The sequence below is a fragment of the Dolichospermum circinale AWQC310F genome (assembly GCF_000426925.1).
GTDB classification, from domain to species: domain Bacteria; phylum Cyanobacteriota; class Cyanobacteriia; order Cyanobacteriales; family Nostocaceae; genus Dolichospermum; species Dolichospermum circinale.
The window spans coordinates 4,878-9,394 of sequence record NZ_KE384717.1 but is presented as its reverse complement, the minus strand read 5'-3'; the positions used below and the strand labels follow the sequence as shown (position 1 = coordinate 9,394).

The following is a 4,517-nucleotide window of genomic DNA, read 5'->3' as shown; positions in this document are numbered from 1 at the left end:
GTTCCCTGTTCCCTGTTCCCTGTTCCCTTGTCATAACGACAATTTTTAACGCCAACCTACTTAGATAATCTTGAATTTCTGGAGATTTCTTACCACTTGCTCACATTTGAGCCATTATAGAGTTCGTCAGTTTTTAAGCACAATGAAAATTTCTCTCAAACAAACAGCTAATATTGATACCTCTGATGACATGGACTCCCCTTCACGCTAAAATACATCGTACCATCCACTACCGTCATCTATTTGAGCGCGACCAACGGCTATTAGTGGCAGTTTCTGGTGGACAAGATTCTTTATGTTTAATTAAATTATTATTAGACTTACAACCTAAATGGGGATGGAATTTAGCTATAGCCCATTGTGATCATTGTTGGCGCGAAGATTCCCAGGCTAATGCTCATCATGTGCAAAATTTAGCACAACATTGGCATATACCTTTTTATTTAGAAACAGCCCATGAACCTGTTAATAGTGAAGCTACGGCCAGAAATTGGCGATATCACGCTTTAACTAAAATTGCCCAAACTCATCATTATCAATATATTATCACCGGACATACTGCCAGCGATCGCGCAGAAACTCTATTATATAATTTAATTCGTGGTACTGGTGCTGATGGTTTACAAGCTTTAACTTGGCAACGGCCACTAACTGATCATATTATCTTAGTCCGTCCATTGTTAGAAATTACCCGCTCCCAAACCGAGCAGTTTTGTCAAGATTTTAATTTACCCATTTGGGAAGATAGCACCAATCAAAATTTACAATATCCGCGCAACCGCATTCGCCAAGAATTGATACCATACTTAAAGGTAAATTTCCACCCCCAAGTAGAGACAAATTTAGCCCAAACAGCGGAACTGCTTCAAGCTGAGGTAGAATATCTAGAACAAACAGCCCGTCATTGGCGACTAGAAGCCTCAGTAAAGGGTGAGAAACAGGATTTACAGCTAAATCGTCAAATTTTAAAACCATTACCTTTAGCACTGCAACGTCGGGTAATGCGTCAGGTACTTCAAAATATCTTACCTGAGTCCCCCAACTTTGAACACATTGAGAAGTTAGTAGCTTTAATCACAGCCCCCAATCGTTCTCAAACAGACCCCTTTCCCGGTGGTGTGACAGCCATCGTAGAAGGAGACTGGATTTGCATTATTGACAGGTAATAGGAAGACGCAAATAAATATACAGCGTTTTCCGCTCTGATGAGGTACAAAGTTGAATGATGAAACTTTTGTGGTGCGGGCATCTTGCCCGCTAGATATGTACCTCATAACACTGATAATTGATGTATCTCTGTACTTCTGTGTTATTGTGCCTTTAATTAGTTTTTAGATGGGAGTGGGGGGACTTGAACCCCCACGACCGTTTAAGGTCAACGGATTTTCATTCTCTTGCAGTTTTCACTACTACTTAGTTGCTAAAGCAATTCTAAGTTTTGAGAATTGGACTCTCTCTTTACCCTCGTCTTGACGTTAGGGTAGCTCCCGTCGAGTCTCTGCACCTTCCCATAGTCTTTAATTTGAGAACTTTTTATCTCAAATTTTAGATTTTTTGGGCTTGGCTCAGGATTGCCATATCTATAAACCAAATTTAGGTTATGAGATTTAGGTTTCCCTGAGTTTGAGAGCTTCCACTTGAAAGGTTTCCCGATCAAGGCTCAATTCCTTAAGTCCGTAGCGTCTACCATTCCGCCACACTCCCGAAGGGTTTTTAGTTTTTTGTGCAGTTTTTCGCCTGCTTGTCTGTTATACCACTAATTACTTTTTTTTGGCAAGTAGATTTTGAAAAAAGTTTCCAAAAAATTTAGTTTTTATTTTTCTAACTTGAATATTTGGGACTTGACCCCAAACAAAACAGGAAGTTAGGCTTTTGCTTGCTCAAGTTTCCAGTTTAATGGCTCTAGCCGATTATATCATAAAGTTGAGATTTTGAGCAAATTAAATTTTTTCCGTGTTGAGAAATGGAGATTGATACACTAAATTGCTGATTACTGATTCCCTTAATCCAGGCATTCAGCGTATTATGAGGTGAATACACCAAATTATAGTTTTCTCAAATTGCGGTAAGGAATATGGTTGTAGCACTACTGTATCTGAGTTTGGCTGGCGCTTATCTGCTGGTGATACCAATTGCTGTCTTGTTTTACTTGAGTTTAAGATGGTATACGGCTGGTTCTGTGGAACGGGTGTTTATGTACTTTTTGGTGTTTTTCTTCTTTCCGGGTTTACTCGTTCTCTCACCATTTGTAAATTTGAACCCTCGTCCGCGCAAAATTGCTTAAATTAAGATTTGGTAGGTCATAAAACTCATGCGACGTATTGACGCGATTGGTATTGGTTTCGGCGTTTTCGTAGCCGGTGGTTTGGCTTATGTGGGTTTGCAGCTAGTAGGTTTAGATAGTCAAAATGCTGGTATCTGGAGTCAGGTATTTTTGATAGCGGGTCTAATTGGCTGGTTATGCACCTATATTTTCCGAGCAATGGGGAATAAAATGACCTACCATCAACAACGAGAGGCTTATGAAACAGCTTTTTTGCAAAAGCGTCTTGATGAACTTTCTCCTGAAGAATTAGCCGAACTACAGGCGAAAATTGCACAAGAAAAAGAATCTCAGGTTTAAGGTTATCATTGTTCAGTTGTCAGTTGTTTGTTTATAAATAACCACTGACCACTGACCACTGACCACTGACTACTGACTACTGACTAGGTGAAATGACTGCTATTTCTCGTTGCTTTGAAAGTTTGAGACGGAACCAGGGGTGCGCTTTGATTCCCTTTATTACCGCTGGTGATCCCGATTTAGAAACTACAGCTAAAGCTTTACAGGTTCTAGATCGTTCTGGTGCTGATCTGATTGAGTTAGGTGTACCCTATTCTGATCCCTTGGCCGATGGTCCAGTGATTCAAGCTGCTGCTACTCGTGCCTTGCAACGGGGGACAACCCTAGAGCGGGTATTAGAAATGCTTAAATCTATTAGTCCAAGCTTGCGATCGCCGATCATCTTATTTACATATTACAATCCGATTTTACATCGAGGTATTGATAAATTTCTCCAGCAAGTTCAGGAGGCTGGAGTAGCGGGGTTAGTAGTTCCTGATTTGCCCCTAGAAGAGTCAGCAGGGCTAATAAAACCTGCCGCCGAGAGGGGGATAGATTTAATCCTATTGGTAGCTCCTACCAGTGATCATGAGCGGATAAAAGCGATCGCTCGTGCTTCTGAGGGATTTATCTATTTGGTAAGTGTTACTGGTGTCACCGGTATGCGAACCCAGATGCAAGGACGGGTTTTTGATTTACTCCAAGAAATTCGTCATGTTACAGATAAACCCATTGGTGTGGGTTTTGGTATTTCCGAACCTGAACAAGCGCGGCAAGTAAAGGAATGGGGCGCAGATGCAGCAATTGTGGGTAGTGCTGTGGTCAAGCGACTAGCAGAAGGAACACCAGAACAGGGACTAGAGGCCATTGGTCAGTTTTGCCAAAGTCTCAAGACAGCCCTCAACAATCCCATTTAAACAAAAATAAAAACAGTGTATTTTTTTGTGATTTTCTACTGGACAATTTGACTGTAATAGCGTTAAATAATAACAGCATATATTAGAATAGACCAAAAACTAACTGATACACTGTTTTAAAACTTGAGTTTTACATATAATACGAAGTAGGTAAAAATTATGGGTGTGAGAGTACATCGGTTACATGAGAGTTACTGTTTAGTAGCATTCGGAGGATAACAGCAATGAGTGAAAGTATGGCATTTATTGGCGGAGTTGCTGTAGCTGGGTTAGCGGCTCTAGTCTTGCTTAAAGGGACAAATACCCCCATATCATCAAATTTTGCTGTCAGTCCACAAATGCCAGGAACGGTAATGGCACCCCAGGTAATGCAGCCTTCTGTGCAGTATCCGCCTAATTACGGACAACCAGTATATCCTAATCAACCGCCAACTGCCCCCACTTCTGATCAGCGCCTAGAAACGGAAAAGCAGAAGATGCAGATTGAGAAGTTTAAAAGTGACTATGAACAACTAAAGTTACAAAACCAACAACTCCAACAACAACTGCAAAGTGTTACTCAACAGCAATGGCAAGCCCAATTAGCTAGTCAACAACAAAAAATAGCCGCGCTACCACAACCGGAGCAAAATGATTGGCGAAATTCTCCCATGCTTTGGGCTGTGGGCGGTGCAACATTAACCATTGGTGGGGGTATTGTGGTGGCTGGGGTATTGTCCTTATTTGCGCCAAAACAGCGTCCTGTGCGTACTGTCCAAGTAATTCATCCTTACAATGGATCTACACCGCCTTTAGCACCTGTTCGTCGTGCTGAATTTTTACCTTCTTCGCGTATGGAAGCAAGGAGGGTAGAAACGGCAGAATACGACGAAATGCAGTAATAGAGGGCAAACAGCAGAAATTATAAGAATGTAGAGACGTTCCCAGGAAAGTCTCTACAATATCATTAATATCTGTACCTGATAATATTGGCAACTGCTGTATTCCTAATTTTTTAG

At 41.2% G+C, this 4,517-nt stretch carries 5 protein-coding genes; all 5 read left to right on the top strand.

Annotated elements, in window-relative coordinates:
- Positions 1-185 precede the first annotated feature (185 nt).
- The 5 genes from tilS to ACIR310F_RS0120380 all read left to right on the top strand — a co-directional run bounded on the left by tilS (position 186) and on the right by ACIR310F_RS0120380 (position 4,400).
- Complete coding sequence (gene tilS, locus ACIR310F_RS0120395) at positions 186-1,166, top strand: tRNA lysidine(34) synthetase TilS (protein WP_028085428.1); 981 nt, start codon at positions 186-188, stop codon at positions 1,164-1,166.
- A 908-nt stretch (positions 1,167-2,074) separates the two neighbouring features.
- Positions 2,075-2,284 carry an NAD(P)H-quinone oxidoreductase subunit L gene (gene ndhL / locus ACIR310F_RS24665; protein WP_071604855.1) on the top strand — a complete coding sequence of 70 codons (210 nt, stop codon included), beginning with the start codon at positions 2,075-2,077 and terminating at the stop codon, positions 2,282-2,284.
- Between the two features lie 27 nt (positions 2,285-2,311).
- Positions 2,312-2,623: a DUF3007 family protein gene (locus tag ACIR310F_RS0120390; protein WP_028085427.1), complete on the top strand. Its 312-nt coding sequence runs from the start codon at positions 2,312-2,314 to the stop codon at positions 2,621-2,623.
- Positions 2,624-2,715: 92 nt separating this feature from the next.
- On the top strand, positions 2,716-3,519 hold the full coding sequence (trpA, locus tag ACIR310F_RS0120385; protein WP_028085426.1) for a tryptophan synthase subunit alpha: 804 nt from the start codon (positions 2,716-2,718) through the stop codon (positions 3,517-3,519).
- Positions 3,520-3,743: 224 nt separating this feature from the next.
- Positions 3,744-4,400, top strand: a complete 657-nt coding sequence (locus tag ACIR310F_RS0120380; RefSeq protein WP_028085425.1) for a hypothetical protein — start codon at positions 3,744-3,746, stop codon at positions 4,398-4,400.
- Positions 4,401-4,517 lie beyond the last annotated feature (117 nt).